This window comes from Pseudomonas sp. NPDC099000 (assembly GCF_044759925.1).
Classification (GTDB): Bacteria; Pseudomonadota; Gammaproteobacteria; order Pseudomonadales; family Pseudomonadaceae; genus Aquipseudomonas.
This window is the reverse complement of record NZ_JBIWAF010000019.1, coordinates 69209-91855: the sequence shown is the minus strand read 5'-3', so window position 1 is coordinate 91855 and position 22647 is coordinate 69209. Positions and strand designations below refer to the sequence as shown.

The window sequence follows — 22647 nt, the reverse complement described above, 5'->3', positions numbered from 1 at the left end:
TTATTTTTTGCGCTTTCAGGAATGAACTGCGGGTTCGCTGCATGCTGATTGAATTTTCTGTTTCCAACTATCGCTCCTTCCGCGACAGGCAAACCCTGTCCATGGCTGCGACGCCGCGCTTGAGTAAAAAACGCAACCTGTTTACGCCGCCCTTAAATGGAGAAAAACTACCGGATTTGTTGAAGGTGGCTGCGATCTATGGGCCGAATGCGTCCGGTAAATCTTCGCTCATCCGGGCGATGGGGATCATCGGACAGCTGCTCACTGCATTACCTTCCTCAAATGATGAACCACTACCGGTCACGCCATTTCGTTTTGACTCGCAACTTCAAAACGAACCCAGTTCCTTTGAGTACAACTTCATTCAACGCGGGCTCCGATATCGCTTTGTTTTACGACTGACGGCTCAGCGGATTATCGAGGAGCAACTGGTTTCATATCCCAAAGGAAAGGAAACCCTGTTGTATCAGCGTCGTTTTGTAGAGGAGGGTGAGCAATATGTTTTTGGGGCAAGTCTTGAGGGTGGTAAAGAAGTCCACAGTGCATGGCGGCGGCTGACGAGCCCCAAAATGTTGTTTATTTCACAGGCGGTGGCGAACAGTAGCGAAGAGCTGACCCAGTTGCGGGCCCCGTTTAGCTGGTTTCAATCAGGTCTGTTGGTTATTGAGCAGAACAACATGATGGGGCTGTCTGCAGCGTCCATCAGATTTCTGAAGATGGCCTCGGATCACACTGGCAATTTGCGAGACTTTCTAAAGGAAGTGGATATCCCGGTGTCAGCTATTCACCTCAACACCGAAGACGCAGAATCTTTTCACTGTACAAAAAGACTCACACTCAAGGAGTTCTTTGCGGCGGCCCAAAAAGACAAAGTTACCCTGACGCATACGAGCCTTTTAGGAAAAGCCGAATTCGATTTTTCAGAGGAGTCCGGCGGTACAAAAAACCTGATCGGTTTCTGGCTGCCCTGGTTCATGATCAATCACGCCGATGGCAGCGGAATTCTATCTGTCGATGAATTGGACAGCAGCCTTCATCCCTCAATAGTCGATGGCCTGATTGAGAAACACTTGGACAGTGGGCTGAGTACTCAACTGATCTTTACCACCCATGACACTCATCTAATGAATACCAAAGCACTTCGGCGCGATCAGTTCTGGATCACCGAACGCGATGCTAACGGTGCAACCTGTCTTTTTTCGGTTCACGATTTTGAAGGCAGGGAAGGAGAAGACGTCGAAAAGCGCTACTTTGAAGGTCGTTATCGTGGGTTACCGTTGATAAGGCGGGGTTGATCATGGCGCGTTCAATACGGCTGTTTGATCGGAAGGCACCCCGGTTCAAGCCTCAACCCAAAGTGCTGATTCTCTGTGAAGACAGCAAGTCAGGGAAACGATATCTGGAGGAGGCCGCCTTTCATTTTCGTGCCAGCGCTCTAGTAGAAATTGTCCACTGTGGCATCACACACCCAAGTGGCATTGTTGAAACAGCGATCGCCCGTCAGAAAGGCTTCGACAAGGTGTTTTGTGCATTGGATCGCGATACGCATTTGTGTTTTGAGCGAGCTATCAATCTGGCGAGATCGCATCCGAAAATCAAAGTCATCGCGTCGTATCCTTGCTTTGAGTTTTGGCTGCTTCTGCACTTCGGATTCAATCGAAAGCCTTTTCGTGCAGTCGGGAAGCGCTCTCCTGGCGACCTGGTAGCCAAGAGCCTCAGAAAGAAGCCCAACATGGATAAGTACGCCAAGGGCGAAGACGTCAACTATTTCGCCCAACTCTTGGGTGAGCCATTTCAAATGGCGAGAGCTTTAGCGCCAAAGATTATCGAGGATGTCGCCATCAGCAGCGAACCCAACCCGAGCACCGAAATCCATCTGCTGATGGACGAGTTCGAAACCCTCTCCAAACCTCAGCCGATCTAACACCAAGCGTCCAGCCGGCATCGCTGCGGGCTGGACAATGGCTATTACCGACTAACCTTCCACGCATCCCCCGCAGGCGCAGTCCCATGGTCATACGGCTTGGCCAACCACATGTACAACAACCCCAACCCAATCACGATCGCCGTACTCAACACCATCGCCCAGTTGATGTACCACGCCGCATCCGGTGTACGCGGCCAGGCCATGTTGATGATTGCGCCGACACCATAAACCAGCGCGCCGATGTTCACCGCCCAACCCCAACCGCCGAGGGTGAATTTGCCGCTCGGTTTCCAGCCTTTCAGGCGGGCATAAAGCGCGGCGAGCACGATCATCTGGAACGCCAGGTAGATGCCGATCGCGGGCAAGCCTCGCTCCTACAGGTACTGCGGTGAGCCTGTAGGAGCGAGGCTTGCCCGCGAAGCTTTTAATGCTTGAACATCACATGCCGAACGACGGTGTAGTCCTCCAGCCCGTACATGGACATGTCCTTCCCGTAACCGGACAATTTCTGACCGCCATGGGGCATTTCGCTGACCAGCATGAAGTGCGTATTCACCCAGGTGCAGCCGTACTGCAAGCGTGCAGACAAGCGATGCGCACGACCGACGTCCGAGGTCCAGACCGACGACGCCAGGCCGTAGTCCGAATCGTTGGCCCAGCCCAGCACCTGTGCTTCATCGATGAATTTGGTCACCGACACCACCGGCCCGAACACTTCTCGACGGACGATTTCGTCGTCCTGTTGCGCGTCTGCCAACACCGTCGGTTCAAAGAAGAACCCATTGCCTTCCACAGCCTTGCCGCCCGTGACCAAACGGATATGCGGCTGTGCCACGGCACGTTCGACAAACCCGGCCACCCGGTCACGGTGTTGCGCAGTGATCAACGGCCCCAGCTCGGTCGACGGATCATCCTGCAATCCGTATTTAATGCTGCTGACCGCCTCGCCAAGTTTCTCGACGAATTTTTCGTAGATGCCTGCCTGTGCATAGATGCGGCAAGCTGCGGTGCAATCCTGCCCAGCGTTGTAGAAACCGAAGGTGCGAATGCCTTCCACCGCAGCGTCGATATCGGCGTCGTCGAAGATGATCACCGGGGCCTTGCCGCCCAGTTCCATGTGCATGCGTTTGACGCTGTCGGCGGTGCTGGAAATGATGTTCGAGCCGGTGGCAATCGAACCGGTCAACGAGACCATGCGCACTTTCGGGTGGGTGACCAGTGGACTGCCGACTGTAGGACCACGACCAAACACCAAGTTGAGCACGCCGGCCGGGAAAATCTCCGACGCCAGTTCCGCCAGACGCAGCGCGGTCAACGGGGTTTGTTCCGACGGCTTGAGCACCACGGTATTACCCGCCGCGAGGGCCGGGGCGATTTTCCAGGCGACCATCATCAGCGGGTAGTTCCACGGTGCGATGGACGCAATCACGCCGACCGGGTCGCGGCGGATCATTGAAGTGTGGCCGGGCAGGTATTCGCCGCCTGCCGATCCGCTCATGCAACGGCTGGCGCCGGCGAAGAAACGGAACACGTCGGCAATCGCCGGGATCTCGTCGTTCAGCGCAGCGCTATAGGGTTTGCCGCAGTTGTCCGACTCCAGTTTGGCCAGCTCTTCGCCGTGGGCTTCGATGACGTCGGCGAGTTTGAGCAGCAGCAGCGAGCGTTCTTTGGGCGTAGTTTGTGACCAGCCTTCGAAGGCGCTGTCGGCGGCACGCACGGCGGCATCGACCTGGGCTTCGCTTGCTTCATTGATTTCCACCAGCACCCGGCCGAGGGCCGGGTTGAACACCGGTAGGGCGGGGCCGTCGCCGTCGATCAGTTGGCCGTTGATCAAGAGTTTGGTTTGCATGGCGTTGTCCTCACTAACACTTTTATTTTTCTGTCTGAACCGGATCCCTGTAGGAGCGAGGCTTGCCCGCGAAGAGGCCATCACATTCAACATTGATGTTGGCTGACACACCGCTTTCGCGGGCAAGCCTCGCTCCTACAGGATCCGGTTTCCACATTAGGATCTGAGTTGTCGGTTATTTCCCGCCGCTACCGGCCACGCTTTCGCCGCCACGGGTCAGGTAATAGGCGCCGAGAATCGGCAGCATGGTCACCATCATCACCAGCATCGCGACGACGTTGGTCACCGGCACGTCCCGTGGGCGGCTGAGCTGGTTGAGCAGCCATAGCGGCAGGGTGCGTTCATGGCCGGCGGTGAAGGTGGTGACGATGATTTCGTCGAACGACAACGCAAACGCGAGCATGCCGCCGGCCAGCAGCGCCGAGCCAAGGTTCGGCAGGACGATGTAGCGAAAGGTCTGCCAGCCGTCGGCGCCGAGGTCCATCGACGCTTCAATCAAACTGTGCGAAGTGCGACGCAAGCGGGCGATGACGTTGTTGTAGACGATCACCACACAGAAGGTCGCGTGACCGACGATGATGGTGAACATCCCCGGCTCGATCCCCAATGTCTTGAACGTCGCCAGCAGCGCGATCCCGGTGATGATCCCGGGCAACGCAATCGGCAGGATCAGCATCAACGAGATGCCTTGCTTGCCGAAGAAATCCCGCCGGTACAACGCCGCTGACGCCAAGGTGCCGAGGACCAATGCGATCAACGTCGCGACGGACGCAATCTGCAACGACAGCTTGATCGCTTCCAGCACGTCGGGGCGCGAGAACGCGACGCCGATCCACTTCAGGGTGAAGCCCTTGGGCGGAAAGCTGAACGCCGTGTCTTCAGTGTTGAAGGCGTACAGGAAGATGATCAGGATCGGGAAGTGCAAAAAAACCAACCCGCCCCAGGCTGCGATTTTCAGGCCTAAAGAAGCTTTCTCAGAGTGCATCGAAGGCCCCCAGTCGTTTGACGATGGTCAGGTAAATGGCGATCAACACAATCGGCACCAACGTGAAGGCCGCGGCCATCGGCATATTGCCAATCGCGCCTTGCTGGGCGTAAACCATGCTGCCAACGAAGTACCCCGGCGGGCCCACCAGTTGCGGCACGATGAAATCGCCCAGGGTCAGCGAAAAGGTGAAGATCGAACCGGCCGCGATGCCTGGAATCGACAGCGGCAGAATCACCTGCATAAACGTCTGGCGTGGCTTGGCACCCAGGTCCGCAGAAGCTTGCAGCAGCGACGGCGGCAGACGTTCCAGCGAAGCCTGGATCGGCAGGATCATGAACGGCAGCCAGATGTAGACGAATACCATGAACCGCCCCAGGTGCGAGGTCGACAAGGTGCTACCGCCCACCCCCGGAATGCCCAAAACGAACTGCAATACCGGCTCCAGTCCCAGGTGCTGAACGAACCACTGCGCGACGCCGCCCTTGGCCAGCAGCAAGGTCCAGGCATACGCCTTGACGATGTAACTGGCCCACATCGGCATCATCACCGCGATGTAGAAAAACGCCTTGGTCTTGCCGGTGGTGTAACGCGCCATGTAATAGGCAATCGGGAATGCGACGATGGCGCTGGCGATCGAGACGGCGACGGCCATGCTCAGCGTGCGCAGGATGATGTCGAAGTTCGACGGCTGGAACAGCGCGGCAAAGTTCGCCAGGGTCAGGTCGGGGGTGACCGCCATGGTGAAGTCATCGAAGGTGTAGAAGCCTTGCCACAACAGCACCAGTAGCGAGCCGAGATAAATTGCACCGAACCACAGCAGCGGCGGCACCAGCAGCAGCGACAGGTAAAAATTCGGTCGGCGATAGAGCAGGTTGGAAAACCTGCGCAACGGCGAGCCACCGGCCGGGGTTTGAGGGATAGCCACGCTGTTCATCTCACACCCCGCCGACAACGTTGTCGTGCAGCGGGATCATCGCTTCCCGTGCCCAGCGCGCGCTGATGCGTTGCCCGGTCTGGTGCTGGGCGCTGACGTCCAGCCATTGCACGTTGGCCTGGCTGATGTTCAGGGTCTGGCCGTTTTCCAGTTTCAGTTCATAGCGCGTGGCGCTGCCCTGGTACTGAATGTCATGGAGCAACCCGCTGACTTCAATCTCGTGGCTGGCCAGCGGGCCTTCGGCAAAACGCACATGTTCGGGGCGGATGGAAAACGGCTGTGGATTGCCGCTCAATTGCTTCGCCAGATCACCGCGAATCACGTTGGATGTGCCGACGAATTCAGCGACGAATGTGGTGGCCGGTTTCATGTAGAGGTTACGCGGGGTGTCGACCTGCTCGATGCGACCCTTGTTGAATACGGCCACGCGATCGGACATCGACAACGCTTCGGTCTGGTCGTGAGTAACGAAGATGAAGGTGATGCCGAGCTGGCGTTGCAGCTTCTTCAACTCGCTCTGCATCTGTTCGCGCAGCTTCAGATCGAGGGCGCCCAACGGCTCGTCGAGCAGCAGCACGCGAGGGCGATTGACCAGGGCACGAGCCAGGGCCACACGCTGGCGCTGACCACCGGAAAGTTGCACCGGCTTGCGCTCGCCGTAGCCGCCGAGGGCGACCATGTCGAGGGCTTCTTCGGCGCGTTTCTGGCGTTCGGACTTGCCGACGCCTTTCACCTTCAAACCGTAGGCGACGTTGTCGAGTACGTTCATGTGCGGGAACAGCGCGTAATCCTGAAATACCGTGTTGACGTCACGCTCATACGGCGGCAGCCCGGCGGCTTCTTCGCCATGAATTCGGATAGAGCCTGTGCTCGGTTGTTCAAAACCGGCGATCAGGCGCAAACAGGTGGTCTTGCCCGAGCCGGAAGGGCCCAGCATGGAAAAGAACTCGCCGTCCTGGATATCGATGGAAACCCGGTCAACGGCCTTCACTTCGCCGAACTGACGGGAAACGTTGGTGAACTGGACTGCAAGCGTCATGGTGCGGTGCTCCGAAAAGGCGAGGGCCGTCACAGCGGGCCTGCCAGGACATCTGAAAAATCTGAATCAGATTGCTTTTGTGGCAAGGGAGCTCTTGTGGCGAGGGGGCTTGCCCCCGTTGGGTGACGAAGTCACCCCAAAGCCAGCCAGCGCGGTCTAGCAGTTAAACCGCGTGCTCCGTTTCAGGGCTGCTGCGCAGCCCAACGGGGGCAAGCCCCCTTCGCCACAGGGGCCGGTGGCTTAACGGCCGCCCATAATCGCGATGTAGTCCTGGGTCCAGCGGCTGTACGGCACGAATTTGCCGCCCTCAGCCTGCGGGGTTTTCCAGAAGGCGATCTTCTCGAACTGGTCGAAGCCGTTGGTCTTGCAGCCTTCGGCACCGAGCAACTCGCTTTCCTTGCACCCTGCAGGAACCGCCGGCAGCGAACCGAACCATGCTGCCAGGTCACCCTGGACTTTCGGTTGCAGCGACCAGTCCATCCACTTGTAGGCACAGTTCGGGTGCTTGGCTTCGGCGTGCAACATGGTGGTGTCGGCCCAACCCGTTGCACCTTCTTTTGGAATGACCGAGGCAACCGGCTGCTTGTCCGCCACCAGGCCGTTGACCATGTAACCCCAAGTGCTGGACGCCGCCACGCCTTCGTTTTTGACGTCACTCATCTGGACCGTTGCGTCATGCCAGTAGCGGTGGATCAAGGGCTGTTGCTTGCGAAGCAGGTCCAGCGCCGCTTTGTACTGCACTTCGGTGAGCTGGTACGGGTCTTTGATGCCCAGTTCCGGCTGTTTCGATTTGAGATAAAGCGCCGCATCGGCGATATAGATCGGGCCATCGTAGGCCTGGACCCGACCCTTGTTGGACTTGCCGTCCGGCAATGTTTGCTCTTCGAACACCACACTCCAGCTGTCCGGCGCTGTTTTGAAGATATTGGTGTTGTACATCAACACGTTCGGGCCCCATTGATACGGGGTGCCGTAGGTCTGCTGGTTGACCACATACCAGGGCGCATCTTTGAGGCGTGGGTCGAGGCTTTTCCAGTTCGCAATCAACGCGGTGTTGATCGGCTGCACACGCTTGCCGGCGATCAACCGCAACGAGGCATCGCCTGACGCCGTCACCAGGTCATAACCGCCCTTGGTCATCAGGCTGACCATTTCATCGGAAGTCGCCGCAGTCTTCACATTGACCTTGCAGCCGGTCTCCTTCTCGAAACCGGTCACCCAGTCGTAGGCCTTGTCGCTTTCGCCACGTTCGATGTAGCCGGGCCACGCCACGATATCCAGCTGACCTTCGCCGGCACCGACGGCTTTCAGCGGTTCGGCGGCCTGGAGACCGGCGCTGGCCAGCAGCGCCGTGGTGATTGCACTGAGCAGTGCGGTCTTGTGCACGAACATGGGAATTCCCTCTTCTTTAATTATGGTCGGGGCAGTTGTGAACGTGGTGAAACGTGCCGTGAGCGGCTTGTTATTAGCGTAGTCAGAGATGCTGTCCGTGGCGCGCCATGATGTGCCGCACCACGCTGTAGTCCTGAAGCGAATCGCTGGATAAGTCTTTGCCATAGCCGGAGCGTTTAAGGCCGCCGTGGGGCATTTCGCTGACCAGCATGAAATGGCTGTTGATCCAGGTGCAGCCGTACTGCAACCGCGCGGCAACTTGCATGGCTTTGTCCAGGTTCTGGGTCCAGACCGACGAAGCGAGGCCGTATTCCGAATCGTTGGCCCAGTCCACCGCTTGTTCGAGTTGATCGAAACGGGTCACGGTGACCACCGGCCCGAACACTTCGCGCTGGACGATTTCATCGTTCTGCTTGCAACCGGCCAGCAGCGTTGGCTGGTAATAGAAGCCGGCACCGGAATGCACCGCCGCGCCGGTCACGCGCTCAATGTGCGGCTGTCCGAGGGCGCGCTCGACGAAACTGGCTACGCGGTCGCGCTGGCGGGTGCTGATCAGCGGGCCGATCTCGTTGTCGGCGTCGCGTTTACCGGCAAAGCGCAGGCTGCTGACCGCCGCGCCGAGTTCCGCCACCAAGCGGTCGTGAATCCCGGCCTGTGCATAAATCCGGCAAGCCGCGGTGCAGTCCTGGCCCGCGTTGTAATAACCGTAAGTGCGCACGCCTTCGACTACGGCCTGGATGTCGGCATCGTTGCAGACGATCACCGGCGCTTTGCCGCCGAGCTCAAGATGCGTGCGTTTCAGGGTTTTTGCCGCGGCCTGGAGGATTTTCTGCCCGGTGACGATATCGCCGGTCAGCGACACCATGCGCACTTTAGGATGACTGACCAAGTGGCTGCCGACGCCTTCACCGCCGCCGCAGACGATGTTGATCACGCCGCGCGGAAGGATCTCGGCCAACGCAGGCGCCAGGGCCAGAATCGACAGTGGCGTGTGTTCGGACGGTTTGAACACCAGCGTGTTGCCAGCGGCGAGGGCCGGGGCGATTTTCCACGCGGCCATCATGATCGGGTAGTTCCACGGCGCAATCGAGGCGACCACGCCAATCGGATCGCGACGGACCATGCTGGTGTAGCCCGGCAGGTATTCGCCGCTGAGCTGGCCGGTCTGGCAACGCACAGCGCCAGCGAAGAAGCGAAACACATCGACCGTCGCGCTCAAGTCGTCCTGACGGGCCAGGTGCAACGGCTTGCCGCAGTTCAGGGATTCGAGGCGGGCGAGGAGGTCGGCTTGTTTTTCGATGGCGTTGGCGATGTCCAGCAACAGGTTCGAGCGTTGCTGTGGCGTGGTCCGCGACCAGCCGGCGAAGGCACGGTGGGCGGCAAGGATGGCGGCTTCGACTTGCTCGGTGCTGGCTTCGGCGATGTGGGTCAGCACTTCCCCGGTAGCCGGGTTGAGAATCGGTTCGACAAAACCCTGGCCCGCGACCAATTCGCCATCGATCAACAACGCGGTGAACAACGGGGTCTGCGCGCCAGCCATTTTTCGGGTTCTCTTTTCTTGTGTGGCCATGGTGCTCCCAGTGACTGGGCCCCGGCCGTCTTATTGATGTAGCAAGACTAGTGCGCGGGCCCGCGGTCGACAAATTCTAAATACTGAAGGTGGCGTTCGATTAAATAGATGGCTTGCGCCCGCCGTGGGGTTGCTCACGGGCGACGGTCAAAAACGGGTCCACCAGGGCCGGGCGCGCAGTGCCACGACGCCAGGCGAGGCCAACGTCGAGGGTCTGGCTCAGGTCGGCAATCGACCGCGCTTCAATGATGTCGCCCTCCAACGACCAGGGGCGGTAGGTCATGTCGGGCTGGATCGACACACCTAAACCGGCGGCCACGAGGCTTCGCACGGCTTCCGTCGACGCGGTTTTCAAGGTGATGCGCGGTTGCAGGCCGGCCCCGCACCACATGCGCTGGGCGTTGCGATCCATCTCGTCGACGTTCAACTGAATGAGCGGCTCCCGGGCCACGTCGGCGAGGTTGATGCTGTCGTGTTCCAGCAATGGATGCTGGGCCGGCAGCCACAGCCGATGGGGCGAATGGGTCAACACTTCGGTCTGCAAGGCGTGGCGGTCTTCGAGGTTCGAGAGGATCAACACGCCGACATCGATTTCGCCGCTGACCAGCAAATGCTCGATGTACGGGCGCTCATCCTCCATCACGCGGATCTCGACGTTGGGGTAGGCGCGCTGGAAACGGGTGAGCAAATCCGCAAGGTAATAACCGGCCACCAGGCTGGTCACGCCGATGATCAACTGCCCGGCGACCTGGTCGGTGCTTTGTTGCAGGCTGCGTTTGGCGTTGTCCACGGTTGCCAGAATCAGGTGCGCCTGGCGCAGGAATTGATGGCCCTGATGGGTCAGACTCATGCCCTTGGCGTGTCGGTTAAACAGGCCGACGCCAATTTCCTCTTCCAGTTGCTGAATCGCCAGGGTCAAGGTCGATTGGGAAATGAACGCGGTTTGTGCGGCAGCGGAGATCGAGCCGGTCTCGGCCACGGCGATGAAGTGACGAATCTGACGCAAGGTCATCATGGGGAAATACCCGGTGGGCGGTTTTTATAGATTCGCTTGAGTGTATATCTATTTTTCTGAGGTGCTGCGGTCGGCTGAGCGGAGCTGCGCAACATCTAGAAGCACTCTCGCCCCCGGATGCTGGGCACTTTCGATCTAGGCTGATGGCCTTATTGATCCGGTCAACCCCTTTTTTGGAGGCGGCAAATGAACACGCGTGGATTGCTCGATCAGCTACTCAAGTCCGGTCAGGACATGTTGCAGAACAAGACCGGCAGCTCACAAAACAAGACCTCTGGCGGTGGATTGGGCGGATTGCTCGGAGGCGGCAGCGGCGGTTCGGGCGGCCTTGGCAGTTTGCTCTCGGGCGCAGGCGGCGGGGCGTTGGCGGCCGGTGCCATGGGTTTGCTGCTGGGCAGCAAGAAAGGGCGCAGTGTCGGCGGCAAGGTCCTGACTTACGGCGGCCTCGCCGCATTGGGCGTGATTGCCTACAAGGCGTATGGCAACTGGCAGGCTCAGCAGGGCACCGCACCGAAGACTGAACCGCAAACCCTCGATCGCTTGCCAGCAGAACAAGTCGAACTGCACAGCCAAGCGATTCTCAAGGCGCTGGTCGCCGCCGCCAAAGCCGATGGTCATGTCGATGAACGCGAACGTGCACTGATCGAAGGTGAATTCACCAAGCTTGATAACGACCAGGAATTGCAGCAGTGGCTGCACGCCGAACTCAACAAACCACTGGACCCGGCCGACGTCGCCCGCGCCGCCAGTACACCGGAAATGGCCGCCGAAATGTACATCGCCAGTGTGATGCTGGTGGATGAAGAGAGCTTCATGGAGAAGTCCTACCTCGATGAGCTTGCACGTCAGTTGAAGCTTGAGCCGGGGTTGAAGGCTGAGCTGGAAAAACAAGTACGCCAAGCTTCGGTGTAACCGACGAACGTTCCACTAAACGACCGAAACGTCCCAATTTAAAGCCCGCCTCTCTTGAGAATGAGAGGCGGGTTTTTTCGTTTTGCAGGGCGTTGAAACGAACGCTACATCAGCGACCGTTTGTCTGGAAACCGCACATACCTGTTATTTCTGACAGTAGCCACATATTCCGTTCCGGCGTTTGATACACGAACTATGCCGCTCCACGCGGCCTGTCGACAAGGAGCGTGTGTGATGAACGATCTTTCAGGCAATTCCGAAACCCTGGCCCTTTCTCCGCCGAGCATTTTTGGTTCGGTATCAGACGTAAAAACGGACGACCCCAATGTTGAAGCTCCTCTTGTAGGTGCGCCACTAAGGCTTACAGAGAAGGGGTATCTGGAAGTAGTCGTGTCTCCGCCCTTTCCTGCCGCGGACAAGCTGACATTGCAGCTAAATGGAAAGCCCATTGATGCTCCCTCGGAGGTCGATGCACAGGAACGTACCCGTTTCAGAGTGTCCAGAGCTCTGCTTCGCGAGGGTGCGCAATCTTTCCATTATCTGGCTGAGCGTGGCAGCGGCAACACTTCAGAACCGTCCCCCAAACTGTGGGTGCTGTACAGCCTGAATCGCCCGGGTGGCCGTGACCCCTTTGGTGGCAATGACGTTCAGGACAACCTGAAAATCGACCTGCCTGAGGCGATTAAAAAATTGGGTGTGGGACCGGAAGAGGCCGCACAAGGCGTCCCGCTGACTGTCTCTTACCCGTTTGCAAAACTCCACGACGTCGTTGAAGTGAACTGTAACGGTTACACGTTCACCTACCCCGTGACCCAGAATGATCTCGGCGGTTCGTTTGACATTCAGATTCCTGAAGAAGCCTTCATCGGGGGCGGTAGCAGTGAGGCGTTCCAGATTTCCTATAGAGTCTGGGACCAGTTGGAAAACTACACGCAAGACGGGCTTCCATCGATTGCGCTCTCGATAGTCGTCGACCTCAAACCCAAAGAGATGGATCGTCCGGACCTTATCGAGGATTTGGCCGGGGACGAAGATGACGCCGACACCATTGATCGATCCATTCTGAAAGACTTCCTGCTTGCCAGAGTGCACGTCCGCACACCGCTCTGGACGGAGGGCGACTCCGTTCGGTTGACCTATACCTGCGTACCCGCCGCGGGCGCACCGGTGACCCGAACCCTGGCCGATGTCCCGGTTAATCGGGTTCCCGACTTTCTTGAGCTGAAAATGCCGGCCGCTGAAATCACAGCGGCAGCCTGGGTGATCGTCAGCTATAGCCAGGTCAGGAACGGCCAGGTTGTGGCCGGCTCCTACCCCACCAAATCGGAGGTCGTGGGCGACGGTTCCAGTGAGTTGCCCGCACCCTTGGTGCCTGGGCTGGTGGGCAACAGTATCGCGCCAACCAAATACCCGGAGGGTTTTACGGTGCGAGTCGATTGGGCGACCGGCTGGAAAGTGGGTGATAAAGCCAAACTGGTGGTGACGGGGGGCGCGTCGGGCGTCGGGACGCCGGTGTTCGGATTCGTTGTGTTCAATACCAACTTCCGCGCCAATTTCAAGCTGAGCCGGGATTTCATCATGGCTAACGCAAACCGGGAGGTGGTGTTTAAGTGGGTACTGTTACGCGACGGCAAAGAAACCGAATCCCAACCTCTGACCCTGACCGTAGAGAGAGTCAACGCGTCGGACCCGAACTTTCCGTCGGCGGAAATTTCCCAGGCCAATGGCACGGAAGTGGTGGATCTGCGGTTGTTCAAAGGTGATGCACAGGTCGTTTGTGCGCCATGGCCGTTTATCAGTATGGGGCAACATTACTGGTTACACGTCCTGGGAACCGGGCTCGATGACAATGCCAAGGTTGTTGAGATTGCAAATGGCGAAAGCTTGACGGAGGAACAGGTCAACAAAGGGCTTGATCATGTGTTGTCACGTAAAGAGTTAGAGCTGTTCAAGCCTGGTAACCAGTTAACCGTCCGGTTACGCGTAGACCTTTATCCCAATGAAAATGCCGACACGATTGTGACCTTTTTGTTGAAGCGCTACATCTTGGTCGTGGCGGGGATGGATGACTCGTTAGAGTTCCTGAATGCACCCTATATTGTTGCGCCGACCGGGCGCCTAACGGATATCGAATTAAAAGCTGTTGATGCGAACGGCGACTTCATTAAGCAGAAGTCGATCTACGTGACGATTCCCGATAATTTTAAATACGCAGAGGGTAGTAGTGGTCGGCGTGAATTCAAAACCGGCTTTTTCGGCGAGGTTATTATCAAGGGGGTCACAGCACCTGATGCGCCTGGAACGAGTTATACCGTCAAGACAGAGCTTGATGGTAAGGCTTTCATTGCCAAACTGGATGTCACGGCGCGAGGGTGGGTCGGGGAGCTGGACATTGGTTTTATTTCGAATCCTATTACTGTTAGCCCGGATGGTACTAAAATCTGTGCGATTAGTCCGCACCATATAGATGGTAAGTTAGTTGTCATTGATACCCTGTCGCTAAAGGTATTGTCTGAGGAAAAAGTTAATGGGTATTACATTGCCGTTGGTCCTGATAGTAATCGTGTCTTTGTAAGTAGTTATCATAGTAATAGTTATATAGTTATTAACTTGGCAGCAGGAGGGAAGGTCTTGGTTTCGGCAGTTCATGATTCTGGGAATTGTATCTGGAGTCGGGAAGGGGTTTATGCTTATGTGTTGGCTAGTTACGGCAGGCTTGTCAAGGTCGATACAATATTGGGGCGTACGACATCTATTGTAACGGGAAATAGACATTTTGACGCTTCAATGATTATTAGTCCTGACGGTCAAAATATTTTCTTTTGCGGAAGTGATGCATTTGGTCATATATACAAAGTATCTACTGCCAGTCTTGCGTTCATAAGAACGACTACTGCTTCCACCCGGGGGGCAGGAATTGCAATCAGTCCGGATAGTAAGCGTCTGTATGTCAGTTTTTATTCCGACCAAAAGATAAGGGTGTTCGATTCCGCAAACTTGCTGGAAACTCGTTCCGTGGATGCTTTTAAACCTGGCGTAAATACGCTGAGCCCCGATGGTCGATTGCTCTACATTGCCAGTGAGGACGCGAAAGTGAGGGCTTTCGATACGGTGAGTTTTCAGGTGGTCAAGACTTTTGATGTTGCAGGTGACCCGAAGAGCCTTGCCCTCAGCCCTGATGGTTCGCGCCTCTATGTAGCCTATAAAACCAAAACGATTATCACGGTTATTCAAGTCGGATAGCCTCAGTGAAAGGGTGACGAATCTATTTACTCTTCAATAAACCCCATCAACGCTTTTCTACATCGCTGATGAGGTTTGTTGTTTGGTTTCAGATTTGGCTAAAGCAGGCTACTCATGCCGTCAGCCCCGACGATCCGATGCCGACATTTTCAGCCACGCTACCTACCCCAATGACCCTTTCGCGCTCCGTTTCTTCCAAATCACCACTGGCACCTCCCCCCGAAATAGTGCAAAGGCCCACCTCAGGGCCAATCCCGGCTGTTTTTTGCCGGGGATGAGAAGTGGTGCGCAACCCTTTCTAGATGCAACCCCGCCCTCGGCTATACTCCGCAGCATTTGAATCCCCCCCCGAGGACTGACTGTGAAGAACTGGACGTTGCGCCAACGCATCTTGGCGAGCTTTGCGGTGATTATCGCCATTATGTTGCTGATGGTCGTCGTGTCGTATTCCCGTTTACTGTCGATTGAGTCCAGTGAGAACGTTGTGCGCTCGGACAGCATCCCCGGGATTTACTACAGTTCCCATCTTCGCGGTGCCTGGGTCGATGATTACGTGCTGACCCAGCAACTGATCGGAATGAGCGGCGGTCGAGCCATGACCCAGGCTGACAAGGATATGTACCAGGCTATTGAGGAAAGGCTGCAACGCTCGATGGACAGCTATCAGAAGTCCATCTTCGAGAAAAATGATCAGGCCAAATTCGACGAGTTTCAAAAGCAGCATGATCAATATGACAAGCTGCTCGAAGAAGTACTCGATTTCTACCAGCGTAAGGACATCGAACAGGCCCAACGCCTATTTGCCGAACAACTGACCCCAGCATGGATTGCTGGGCGCAAACAATTGGACGAACTCGTTGATTTCAACAGAGAGGCGGCTGAGGCGGCCACTGACTCGATTATTTCATCGGTAGCGGTGGCAAAGCTAATCATGGGCATTTCGTTGCTGGTCGCGGTCATTATTGCCGGGCTCTGTGGTCTTTTGTTGATGCGCGCGATCATGGCGCCGTTGAAGCGGATCGTCGAAATTCTCGAAATCATGCGCACAGGCGACCTGAGCAGTCGTTTGAACCTCACTCGCAAGGACGAGTTTGGCGCGGTGGAAACCGGCTTCAACGACATGATGGTCGAGCTCACCTCTCTGGTGTCTCAGGCCCAACGCTCCTCGGTGCAGGTCACCACATCGGTGACCGAGATCGCCGCCACCTCCAAGCAACAGCAAGCGACCGCCACTGAAACCGCCGCCACCACCACCGAAATCGGCGCAACGTCCCGTGAGATTGCGGCCACTTCGCGAGATCTGGTGCGCACCATGACCGAAGTGTCCACCGCCGCCGATCAGGCCTCGGTGCTTGCCGGTTCCGGGCAGCAAGGGCTGGCGCGGATGGAAGAGACCATGCAATCGGTGATGGGCGCGGCCGATCTGGTCAACGCCAAACTGGCGATCCTTAATGAGAAGGCCGGCAACATCAACCAGGTGGTCGTGACCATCGTCAAGGTCGCCGACCAGACCAACCTGCTGTCGCTCAACGCGGCGATTGAGGCTGAAAAGGCCGGCGAATACGGCCGCGGGTTTGCCGTGGTCGCCACCGAAGTGCGGCGTCTGGCGGACCAGACTGCCGTCGCCACGTACGACATCGAGCAGATGGTGCGCGAGATCCAGTCGGCGGTGTCGGCCGGGGTGATGGGCATGGACAAATTCTCTGAAGAAGTGCGCCGCGGCATGTCCGAGGTGCAGCAGGTCGGCGAGCAGTTGTCGCAGATCATCCATCAGGTTCAGGCGCTGGCGCCGCGGGTGTTGATGGTCAACGAAGGCATGCAGGCGCAGGCCACCGGCGCCGAACAGATCAACCACGCGCTGGTGCAGTTGGGTGATGCCAGCAGTCAGACCGTCGAGTCCTTGCGCCAGGCCAGTTTCGCCATTGACGAGCTGAGCCAGGTGGCCGTAGGGCTGCGGGGCGGCGTCTCGCGATTCAAAGTCTGATGAGCGAACTTGTGGTCAAAAGCGGCACAATGATGCCGGCCAGACACGCGTTGTTTCTGCTGTTTCGCATCGGCAACGAGCGATATGCCTTGCAGGCGCGCGAAGTGGTCGAAGTACTGCCGCGTCTGCCATTGAAGCCGATTGCCAAGGCGCCGGATTGGGTCGCCGGGGTGTTCGCCTATCGTGGAGCGGTGGTGCCGGTGATCGACCTCAGCGCGCTGACGTTCGGCCAGCCGGCGCAAGCCCGCACCAGCACGCGGCTGGTGCTGGTGCACTATTGGCCGGATGAGCAGACGCCTTCAAAGTTGCTCGGGCTGATTCTGGAGCAGGCCACCGACACCTTGCGCTGCAACCCGGCGGATTTTAAACCCTATGGCCTGGACAATCGCCAGGCACCCTACCTGGGGCCGGTCCGTGAAGATGCCCAGGGTTTGCTGCAGTGGGTGCGGGTGGCCGATCTGCTCGATGATCAGGTGCGCGCGCTGCTGTTTCCTTCGCCACCGCTGGACCTGGCTCTGCTTGAGGACCGGCCATGAGCAGCGATCAGCGGTTTTTCGATTTCCTCAAGGAACGCATCGGCCTCGACGTGACGTCGGTGGGTCCGGCGATCATCGAGCGCGCGGTGCGCCAGCGCAGCACGGCCTCCAGGGCGCTGACGGCCGATGAGTATTGGCACACGCTGCAAGGTTCGCGGGACGAACAGCAGGCGTTGATCGAAGCGGTGATCGTTCCCGAGACGTGGTTTTTCCGCTACCCGGAATCCTTCGCGACCCTGGCGAAACTGGCGACCCAGCGCCTGGCCGACATCAGTAACATGCGCGCGCTGCGAATTCTCAGCCTGCCGTGCTCCACGGGCGAGGAGCCGTACTCCATCGCCATGGCTTTGCTCGATGCCGGGCTCAAGCCGCATCAGTTCAAAGTCGAAGGCATGGACGTCAGCCCGTTGTCGGTGGCAAAAGCCAAGCGCGCGCTGTACGGCAAGAATTCGTTCCGTGGCCAGGACATCGAGTTTCGCGAGCGGCATTTCCGTGCCGAAGAAGACGGCTATCGCCTCAGCGAGCGGGTGCTGGAACAGGTGCGATTGCAGGTCGGTAATCTGCTCGATCCGGCGTTGCTGGACAGCGAGCCGCCTTACGATTTTGTGTTCTGCCGCAACCTGCTGATCTATTTCGATCTACCCACCCAGCAGCAAGTCTTCGAAGTGCTCAAACGGCTGACGCATGTCGACGGTGTGCTGTTTATCGGCCCGGCCGAAGGCAGTTTGCTCGGTCGATTCGGCATGCGCTCGATCGGCATTGCGCAGTCTTTTGCGTTCAGCCGACAAAGCGCGCCTGAATCTCCGCCAGCCTTCGTACCGACACCGCTGCCGGTGCGCCAACCGGTGCGCAGCGTGGCACCACCGCCCGTGCGCAATCGTCCGTTCACCGCCGTCGCGTCGCTGGCCAACACCCCGAAAACAGCCAATCCGGACGCCGCCGCGCTGCTGGCGAACATCGCCGCGCTGGCCAACGAAGGCAAAAGCGCCGAAGCCCGCGCCGCCTGCGAAGGTTATTTGCGCAGCCACGAACCGGTGGCCCAAGTGTTTTACTGGCTGGGACTGCTAAGTGATGTCGCCGGCCGAGTCCTCGAAGCCCAGGGTTTTTATCGCAAGGCGTTGTACCTCGAACCGCAACACCCCGACGCGTTGATGCACCTGGCAGCCTTGCTGCAATCCCAGGGCGACACGGCGGGTGCGAAAAGATTGCAGGACCGCGCCGCTCGCAGCGAGCGCGCCGCCGACAGTGAGCGTAAACGATGAACGCCTTCGACACCTTGAGCCTCACACATGAAGATGCCCAGGCCATCGACGACTGCTGGAACCGCATCGGGATCCACGGCGACAAGTCCTGCCCGCTGCTGATCGAGCACATTCACTGCCGTAATTGTGCGGTGTATTCCGCCGCTGCCACGCGCTTGCTCGACCGCTACGCCTTGCAACAGGACGATCGCGAGCAGGTCTCGGTGGCGGTCGAAATCGACGTGAAAACCCGCTCGCTGCTGATGTTTCGTCTCGGCGAAGAATGGCTGGGCCTGGCCACTCGCAGCCTGGTCGAAGTGGCGCCGCTGCAGGCGATTCACTCGTTGCCGCACCAGCGCTCCCGGGCCTTGCTTGGCGTGGCAAATGTGCGCGGTGCTTTGGTGGCGTGCCTGTCGCTGGTGGAACTGCTCGGTCTCGATGGCACCGGCAGCGTGGCGTCTGGGGCGCGAGTGATGCCGAGGATGCTGATCATTGCCGCCCACGGCGGGCCAGTGGTGGTGCCGGTGGATGAAGTGGACGGGATTCATGCGATCGACGAGCGTATCCTCGATGCCGCATCGCAGTCTGGCACCCAGGCCAGTGCCAGATACACCCGGGGCGTGTTGCAATTCAAGGGGCGCAGCCTGCGTTGGCTGGATGAAGAACAGCTATTGTCCGCCGTGACCCGGAGCCTCACATGACCCCCGAGCAAATGCGCGACGCCTCGTTGCTGGAGTTGTTCAGCCTCGAAGCTGAAGCCCAGACCCAGGTGTTGAGTGCAGGTCTTCTGGCGCTTGAGCGTGATCCAACCCAGGCCGATCACCTTGAATCGTGCATGCGCGCCGCTCACTCGCTCAAAGGTGCGGCGCGGATTGTCGGGGTCGATGCCGGCGTGAGCGTCGCCCATGTGATGGAAGATTGCCTGGTCAGCGCGCAGGAAGGGCGCCTGTACCTGCGGCCCGAGCACATTGACGCATTGCTGCAAGGCACCGATTTACTGATGCGCATAGCGACGCCCAATAACAATCCAGGCCCCGAGGACATTGAGGCTTATGTGGCGTTGATGGCGCGGTTGCTGGATCCGCTGGCACTTGCCGCGCCGATCAGCACACCCATCGCGCCGTTCATGGCCGAGTCTTCCCCGCAGGAGCCAGAGATAGAGCTGCCTGTTCCGGTTGTCGAGCCGATGCCGGCAATGCCCGTCGAACCTGCGCGCCAGACCAAACGCACCACCGAAAACGGCGAACGCGTACTGCGCGTCACGGCCGAGCGCTTGAACAGCCTGCTCGACCTGTCGAGCAAATCCCTGGTGGAAACCCAGCGACTCAAGCCGCACCTGGCCACGATGCAACGCCTCAAGCGCATGCAGAACAATGGCCTGCGAGCACTGGAAAACCTCAACGTTCACCTCAAGGAACATGCCTTGAGCCTCGAAGCCCAGGAAGCCCTGGGTGATGCCCGTCGGCTGCTGGCCGAGTCCCAGCAATTGCTGGTGGAAAAAAACGCTGAACTGGATGAGTTTGCCTGGCAGGCCAGTCAACGGGCCCAGGTTTTGTACGACACCGCGCTGGCCTGTCGCATGCGGCCGTTTGCCGACGTGTTGAGCGGGCAAGTGCGCATGGTCCGCGACCTCGGTCGCAGCCTCGGTAAACAGGTGCGGCTGGAGATCGAGGGCGAGAAAACCCAGGTCGATCGCGACGTCCTGGAAAAGCTCGAAGCGCCGCTGACGCACTTGTTGCGCAACGCTGTGGATCACGGCATCGAGTCCCCCGAGCAACGCTTGCTCGCCGGCAAGCCTGAAGAAGGGCTGATTCGTCTGCGCGCCTCCCATCAAGCCGGTCTGTTGGTGCTGGAGTTGAGCGACGACGGTCACGGCGTCGATCTGGAAAAGGTCCGCCGCAGCATCATCGCGCGGCAGTTATCCCCCGCTGAAACCGCCGCGCAGCTAAGTGAAGAAGAGCTGCTGACGTTCCTGTTCCTGCCGGGTTTCAGCTTGCGCGATACGGTCACCGAAGTGTCCGGGCGCGGCGTTGGCCTCGACGCGGTTCAGCACATGGTCCGTCAGTTGCGCGGCGCGGTGGTGCTGGAGCAGACGGCAGGCGAGGGCAGCCGCTTTCATCTCGAAGTGCCGCTGACGCTGTCGGTGGTGCGCAGTCTGGTGGTGGAAGTCGGTGACGAGGCATACGCGTTTCCGCTGGCGCACATCGAACGCATGTGCGACCTGGAACCGGCGGACATCGTTCAGGTCGAAGGGCGTCAGCACTTCTGGTACGAAGGCAGGCATGTCGGGCTGGTCGCCGCCAGTCAACTGTTGCAGCGTCCGGCGAGCGCGAGCAGTCCGCAAACCCTGAAAGTCGTGGTGATCCGCGAGCGCGAGGCGATTTACGGCGTGGCGGTCGAGCGCTTTATCGGCGAGCGGACGTTGGTCGTATTGCCGCTGGACGAACGTCTGGGCAAGGTGCAGGACATTTCCGCCGGGGCCTTGCTCGACGACGGGTCGGTGGTGCTGATCGTCGACGTCGAAGACATGCTGCGCTCGGTGGACAAACTGCTCAATACCGGGCGGCTGGAGCGGATTGCCCGTCAGGGCAGCCAGGCCGTAGAAGCGGCCCGCAAACGGATTCTGGTGGTCGACGATTCGTTGACCGTTCGCGAGTTGCAGCGCAAGTTGCTGCTCAATCGCGGCTACGACGTGGCCGTGGCGGTCGATGGTATGGATGGCTGGAACGCCCTGCGTTCGGAGGATTTCGATCTGCTGATCACCGACATTGATATGCCGCGCATGGACGGCATCGAACTGGTGTCTTTACTGCGCCAGGACAATCGCCTGCAATCGCTGCCGGTTATGGTGGTGTCCTATAAAGATCGCGAAGAGGACCGTCGTCGTGGACTGGACGCCGGAGCCGACTATTATCTAGCCAAAGCCAGTTTTCATGACGACGCCCTGCTTGATGCAGTGGTTGAGCTCATCGGAGGAGCGCGGGCATGAAAATAGCGATCGTCAACGACATGCCGATGGCGGTGGAGGCCCTGCGCCGCGCCTTGGCATTCGAACCGGCGCATGAAGTGGTCTGGGTCGCCGCCAATGGCGCCGAGGCGGTGCAACGTTGCGCCGAACTCACCCCGGATCTGATCCTGATGGACCTGATCATGCCGGTGATGGACGGCGTGGAGGCCACCCGTCGGATCATGGCAGAGACCCCGTGCGCCATCGTCATCGTCACGGTCGACCGTCAACAGAACGTGCACCGGGTGTTCGAGGCCATGGGCCACGGCGCGCTGGACGTGGTCGACACGCCGGCCCTCGGTGCCGGCAATGCCCAAGAGGCAGCGGCGCCGTTGTTGCGCAAGATCATAAACATTGGCTGGCTGATTGGTGACAAGGGCAATAGCGAGCGATCGGCCCCCAGCCCGCTGCGCAGTTCGGCCTCGCGCCAGCACCTGGTCGCGATCGGCTCGTCGGCCGGCGGGCCGGCGGCGCTGGAAGTCTTGCTGAAAGGGCTGCCACGGGATTTTTCGGCTGCGATCGTGCTGGTACAGCATGTGGACCAGGTATTTGCCGCCGGCATGGCCGAGTGGCTCAGCAGTGCCAGCGGCCTGAAGGTGCGCCTGGCCCAGGAAGGCAAGCGGCCGCAGCCCGGCACAGTGTTGCTGGCGGGCACCAATCACCATATTCGCTTGCTGAAAAACGGCACGCTGGCCTACACCGCCGAACCGGTCAACGAAATCTATCGGCCCTCGATCGATGTGTTTTTCGAGAGCGTGGCCAGTTACTGGAACGGCGATGCCGTGGGGGTTTTGCTCACCGGCATGGGGCGTGACGGCGCACAGGGGCTTAAACTCATGCGCCAACAGGGCTACCTGACCATCGCTCAGGACCAACAAAGCAGTGCAGTTTACGGAATGCCGAAAGCGGCAGCGGCCATCGACGCCGCCGTGGAAGTTCACCCACTGGACAAGATAGCGCCACGATTGCTGGAGATTTTCCCAAAATGAAGACTTTTCACAGCAATCCTG

General features: G+C 58.8%; 17 protein-coding genes and 1 pseudogene. 10 read left to right on the top strand and 8 right to left on the bottom strand.

Features of this window, described 5'->3' with window-relative positions:
* The first annotated feature begins 41 nt into the window (after nucleotides 1-41).
* Both ACIQV9_RS20615 and ACIQV9_RS20610 read left to right on the top strand, forming a co-directional pair.
* Nucleotides 42-1295, top strand: coding sequence for an ATP/GTP-binding protein (locus ACIQV9_RS20615; RefSeq protein ID WP_403105070.1), 1254 nt, complete (start codon nucleotides 42-44; stop codon nucleotides 1293-1295).
* Nucleotides 1296-1297: 2 nt separating this feature from the next.
* Nucleotides 1298-1924, top strand: a complete 627-nt coding sequence (locus ACIQV9_RS20610) for an RloB family protein (RefSeq protein ID WP_403105067.1) — start codon at nucleotides 1298-1300, stop codon at nucleotides 1922-1924.
* A gap of 44 nt (nucleotides 1925-1968) precedes the next feature.
* Here ACIQV9_RS20610 and ACIQV9_RS20605 read toward each other — a convergent pair.
* The 8 genes and pseudogenes from ACIQV9_RS20605 to ACIQV9_RS20570 form a co-directional block, all read right to left on the bottom strand.
* A pseudogene (locus tag ACIQV9_RS20605) lies at nucleotides 1969-2286 on the bottom strand (amino acid permease); the annotation flags it as partial.
* 65 nt (nucleotides 2287-2351) lie between these two features.
* Nucleotides 2352-3776: a gamma-aminobutyraldehyde dehydrogenase gene (locus ACIQV9_RS20600; protein WP_403105064.1), complete on the bottom strand. Its 1425-nt coding sequence runs from the start codon at nucleotides 3774-3776 to the stop codon at nucleotides 2352-2354.
* A gap of 175 nt (nucleotides 3777-3951) precedes the next feature.
* Nucleotides 3952-4761 carry an ABC transporter permease gene (locus ACIQV9_RS20595; protein WP_150710010.1) on the bottom strand — a complete coding sequence of 270 codons (810 nt, stop codon included), beginning with the start codon at nucleotides 4759-4761 and terminating at the stop codon, nucleotides 3952-3954.
* Entirely contained in the window at nucleotides 4751-5698 is a 948-nt protein-coding gene (locus ACIQV9_RS20590) for an ABC transporter permease (RefSeq protein ID WP_403105061.1), read from the bottom strand. Before ACIQV9_RS20590 ends, ACIQV9_RS20595 begins: the two co-directional genes overlap by 11 nt.
* 1 nt (nucleotide 5699) lies before the next feature.
* Nucleotides 5700-6737 (bottom strand): ABC transporter ATP-binding protein, encoded by a 1038-nt coding sequence (locus ACIQV9_RS20585; protein ID WP_403105058.1) that lies wholly within the window; start codon nucleotides 6735-6737, stop codon nucleotides 5700-5702.
* A gap of 240 nt (nucleotides 6738-6977) precedes the next feature.
* Nucleotides 6978-8129, bottom strand: a complete 1152-nt coding sequence (ydcS, locus tag ACIQV9_RS20580; RefSeq protein ID WP_403105055.1) for a putative ABC transporter substrate-binding protein YdcS — start codon at nucleotides 8127-8129, stop codon at nucleotides 6978-6980.
* Between the two features lie 82 nt (nucleotides 8130-8211).
* Complete coding sequence (locus ACIQV9_RS20575) at nucleotides 8212-9699, bottom strand: gamma-aminobutyraldehyde dehydrogenase (protein ID WP_403105053.1); 1488 nt, start codon at nucleotides 9697-9699, stop codon at nucleotides 8212-8214.
* Nucleotides 9700-9799: 100 nt separating this feature from the next.
* Nucleotides 9800-10714, bottom strand: coding sequence for a LysR family transcriptional regulator (locus tag ACIQV9_RS20570; protein ID WP_403105051.1), 915 nt, complete (start codon nucleotides 10712-10714; stop codon nucleotides 9800-9802).
* A 186-nt stretch (nucleotides 10715-10900) separates the two neighbouring features.
* On the opposite strand from ACIQV9_RS20570, the gene ACIQV9_RS20565 reads away from it, so the two are divergent.
* From ACIQV9_RS20565 to ACIQV9_RS20530, 8 genes are all read left to right on the top strand, one after another.
* Complete coding sequence (locus ACIQV9_RS20565; protein WP_403105049.1) at nucleotides 10901-11626, top strand: tellurite resistance TerB family protein; 726 nt, start codon at nucleotides 10901-10903, stop codon at nucleotides 11624-11626.
* Between the two features lie 234 nt (nucleotides 11627-11860).
* The gene (locus ACIQV9_RS20560) at nucleotides 11861-14869 is read left to right on the top strand and encodes a YncE family protein (RefSeq protein WP_403105046.1); all 3009 of its coding nucleotides are present in this window, start codon (nucleotides 11861-11863) and stop codon (nucleotides 14867-14869) included.
* 361 nt (nucleotides 14870-15230) lie between these two features.
* Nucleotides 15231-16853, top strand: a complete 1623-nt coding sequence (locus tag ACIQV9_RS20555) for a methyl-accepting chemotaxis protein (protein ID WP_403105043.1) — start codon at nucleotides 15231-15233, stop codon at nucleotides 16851-16853.
* On the top strand, nucleotides 16853-17389 hold the full coding sequence (locus ACIQV9_RS20550) for a chemotaxis protein CheW (protein WP_403105040.1): 537 nt from the start codon (nucleotides 16853-16855) through the stop codon (nucleotides 17387-17389). The genes ACIQV9_RS20555 and ACIQV9_RS20550 overlap by 1 nt, the downstream gene beginning before the upstream one ends.
* Nucleotides 17386-18651, top strand: a complete 1266-nt coding sequence (locus tag ACIQV9_RS20545; protein WP_403105038.1) for a CheR family methyltransferase — start codon at nucleotides 17386-17388, stop codon at nucleotides 18649-18651. The genes ACIQV9_RS20550 and ACIQV9_RS20545 overlap by 4 nt, the downstream gene beginning before the upstream one ends.
* A complete protein-coding gene (locus tag ACIQV9_RS20540) occupies nucleotides 18648-19331 on the top strand; it encodes a chemotaxis protein CheW (RefSeq protein WP_403105035.1) in 684 nt (227 codons plus the stop codon). The genes ACIQV9_RS20545 and ACIQV9_RS20540 overlap by 4 nt, the downstream gene beginning before the upstream one ends.
* Complete coding sequence (locus ACIQV9_RS20535) at nucleotides 19328-21619, top strand: hybrid sensor histidine kinase/response regulator (RefSeq protein WP_403105033.1); 2292 nt, start codon at nucleotides 19328-19330, stop codon at nucleotides 21617-21619. Before ACIQV9_RS20540 ends, ACIQV9_RS20535 begins: the two co-directional genes overlap by 4 nt.
* Nucleotides 21616-22626, top strand: a complete 1011-nt coding sequence (locus tag ACIQV9_RS20530; RefSeq protein ID WP_403105030.1) for a chemotaxis response regulator protein-glutamate methylesterase — start codon at nucleotides 21616-21618, stop codon at nucleotides 22624-22626. Before ACIQV9_RS20535 ends, ACIQV9_RS20530 begins: the two co-directional genes overlap by 4 nt.
* The last annotated feature ends 21 nt before the right edge of the window (nucleotides 22627-22647 follow it).

Bases quoted from the DNA above. Each gene is read 5' to 3' on its own strand.
- ACIQV9_RS20610 (WP_403105067.1), top strand. From the start codon at position 1,298: ATGGCGCGTTCAATACGGCTGTTTGATCGGAAGGCACCCCGGTTCAAG.
- ACIQV9_RS20585 (WP_403105058.1), bottom strand. From the start codon at position 6,737: ATGACGCTTGCAGTCCAGTTCACCAACGTTTCCCGTCAGTTCGGCGAA.
- ACIQV9_RS20530 (WP_403105030.1), top strand. From the start codon at position 21,616: ATGAAAATAGCGATCGTCAACGACATGCCGATGGCGGTGGAGGCCCTG.
- ydcS (WP_403105055.1), bottom strand. From the start codon at position 8,129: ATGTTCGTGCACAAGACCGCACTGCTCAGTGCAATCACCACGGCGCTG.
- ACIQV9_RS20600 (WP_403105064.1), bottom strand. From the start codon at position 3,776: ATGCAAACCAAACTCTTGATCAACGGCCAACTGATCGACGGCGACGGC.
- ACIQV9_RS20545 (WP_403105038.1), top strand. From the start codon at position 17,386: ATGAGCAGCGATCAGCGGTTTTTCGATTTCCTCAAGGAACGCATCGGC.
- ACIQV9_RS20595 (WP_150710010.1), bottom strand. From the start codon at position 4,761: ATGCACTCTGAGAAAGCTTCTTTAGGCCTGAAAATCGCAGCCTGGGGC.
- ACIQV9_RS20535 (WP_403105033.1), top strand. From the start codon at position 19,328: ATGACCCCCGAGCAAATGCGCGACGCCTCGTTGCTGGAGTTGTTCAGC.
- ACIQV9_RS20550 (WP_403105040.1), top strand. From the start codon at position 16,853: ATGAGCGAACTTGTGGTCAAAAGCGGCACAATGATGCCGGCCAGACAC.
- ACIQV9_RS20590 (WP_403105061.1), bottom strand. From the start codon at position 5,698: ATGAACAGCGTGGCTATCCCTCAAACCCCGGCCGGTGGCTCGCCGTTG.
- ACIQV9_RS20565 (WP_403105049.1), top strand. From the start codon at position 10,901: ATGAACACGCGTGGATTGCTCGATCAGCTACTCAAGTCCGGTCAGGAC.
- ACIQV9_RS20575 (WP_403105053.1), bottom strand. From the start codon at position 9,699: ATGGCCACACAAGAAAAGAGAACCCGAAAAATGGCTGGCGCGCAGACC.
- ACIQV9_RS20540 (WP_403105035.1), top strand. From the start codon at position 18,648: ATGAACGCCTTCGACACCTTGAGCCTCACACATGAAGATGCCCAGGCC.
- ACIQV9_RS20570 (WP_403105051.1), bottom strand. From the start codon at position 10,714: ATGATGACCTTGCGTCAGATTCGTCACTTCATCGCCGTGGCCGAGACC.
- ACIQV9_RS20560 (WP_403105046.1), top strand. From the start codon at position 11,861: ATGAACGATCTTTCAGGCAATTCCGAAACCCTGGCCCTTTCTCCGCCG.
- ACIQV9_RS20615 (WP_403105070.1), top strand. From the start codon at position 42: ATGCTGATTGAATTTTCTGTTTCCAACTATCGCTCCTTCCGCGACAGG.